3 protein-coding genes are annotated in these 1,834 nt (G+C 49.4%); all 3 read left to right on the top strand.

Annotated elements, in window-relative coordinates:
* Positions 1–247 (top strand): CoA-transferase (locus tag PTT44_RS12180; protein WP_337960672.1); only part of this gene is annotated, 247 nt, incomplete at its 5' end.
* A 13-nt stretch (positions 248–260) separates the two neighbouring features.
* Positions 261–917 (top strand): 3-oxoacid CoA-transferase subunit B, encoded by a 657-nt coding sequence (locus PTT44_RS12175; protein ID WP_168159841.1) that lies wholly within the window; start codon positions 261–263, stop codon positions 915–917.
* Positions 918–1,034: 117 nt separating this feature from the next.
* Positions 1,035–1,834 (top strand): acetyl-CoA C-acyltransferase (locus PTT44_RS12170; protein ID WP_273795657.1); only part of this gene is annotated, 800 nt, incomplete at its 3' end.

The raw sequence follows: 1,834 nt of genomic DNA, 5'->3' as shown, positions 1-1,834 counted from the left end.
GTTGGAATATCCCATCAAAGCCGACTTCGCTTTGATTAAAGCACAGCAAGGCGACCGTTGGGGGAATTTGGTTTACCGCAAATCGGCACGTAACTTCGGCCCGATTATGGCCATGGCCGCAGGTGTAACCATTGCACAAGTCTCTGAAGTGGTGGACTTGGGTGCTTTAGATCCTGAACACATCATCACCGCAGGTATTTTTGTTCAACACGTGGTACAGGTTCAACCTGAACCAGTTGCTGTGTAATCGGGAGAACATCATGAGCTATCAAAAACTCAGCCGTAACCAAATTGCAGAACGTGTGGCACAAGATATTCCAGATGGCGCTTATGTGAATCTTGGGATTGGCTTACCGACCAAGATTGCCAGTTACCTACCAAGTGACAAAGACGTGTTCTTACATTCTGAAAATGGTTTATTAGCTTTTGGCCCACCACCTGAAAAAGGTCAAGAAGACCCTGAGTTGATTAATGCAGGTAAAGAATATGTGACCATGCTCGAAGGCGGTGCTTTTTTCCACCATGGCGATTCTTTTGCCATGATGCGTGGCGGTCACTTAGATATAGCCGTCCTAGGGGCCTTTCAAGTGGCAGCCAATGGTGACTTGGCCAATTGGCACACGGGTGCACCGGATGCGATTCCTGCTGTCGGTGGTGCGATGGACTTAGCCGTCGGTGCCAAGAAAGTCTTTATCACCACAGACCATGTGACCAAACAAGGTGAACCGAAGATCGTAGCTGAACTGAGCTACCCTGCGACAGGTTTGAAGTGTGTCGATCGTATTTACACCGATCTATGTGTGATTGATGTCACCACTGAAGGTTTAAAAGTGATTGAGAAAGTCGACGGTCTAAGCTTTGCAGAATTGCAGGCAATGACGGGTGCTCCGTTGATGGATGCGACACAACAGAATTAAGGATTTGAATCCCCCTAAATCCCCCTTTGCTAAAGGGGGACTTCTCTAGCATCAAGTGCGGTAGGTCTCCCTCCTTTTTAAAGGAGGGATTAAGGGAGGATTAAGAGAAGAATAGATATGAAAAACGCATATATTATCGATGCCATCCGTACCCCATTTGGCCGTTATGCTGGAGGTTTAGCCCCAGTCCGTGCCGATGACTTGGGTGCAGTGCCGATTCAAGCCTTGATGCAACGTAATCCAAGCGTAGATTGGACCCAAGTCGATGACGTGATCTATGGCTGCGCCAACCAAGCGGGAGAAGATAACCGTAATGTGGGGCGTATGTCGGCCTTGTTGGCAGGTTTACCGGTCGAAGTTCCAGCCACGACTGTGAATCGCTTATGTGGCTCATCACTCGATGCGATTGCCATGGCAGCGCGTGCGATTAAAGCAGGTGAAGCGGATTTAATTATCGCAGGTGGCGTCGAAAGTATGTCTCGTGCACCTTTTGTCATGGGTAAATCAGAAACAGCTTATGGCCGTAGCCAGAAGATTGAAGACACCACCATGGGCTGGCGTTTTATCAATCCGAAGTTGAAAGCCATGTATGGTGTCGAAACCATGCCACAGACTGCAGAGAACGTGGCGCAACAATTTAATATTGATCGCGCAGATCAAGACCAGTTTGCCTTGGCGAGTCAACAGCGCACCGCAACCGCGCAAGCTCAAGGCTTTTTTACACATGAGATCATCCCAGTGAGCATTCCTCAGCGTAAGGGTGATCCAATTGTGGTGGACACGGATGAACATCCGCGTGCATCGACCACATTAGCAGGTTTGGCGAAACTGAAGCCAGTCGTCACAGCAGAAGGCACCGTCACAGCGGGAAACGCGTCAGGCATCAATGACGGTGCGGCTGCTGTACTGATCGCTTC

It is taken from the genome of Acinetobacter sp. Gutcm_16, from assembly GCF_028649355.1.
GTDB classification, from domain to species: Bacteria; Pseudomonadota; Gammaproteobacteria; order Pseudomonadales; family Moraxellaceae; genus Acinetobacter; species Acinetobacter johnsonii.
The sequence above is the reverse complement of the archived record's forward strand: the minus strand, read 5'-3'. Positions and strand labels throughout refer to the sequence as shown.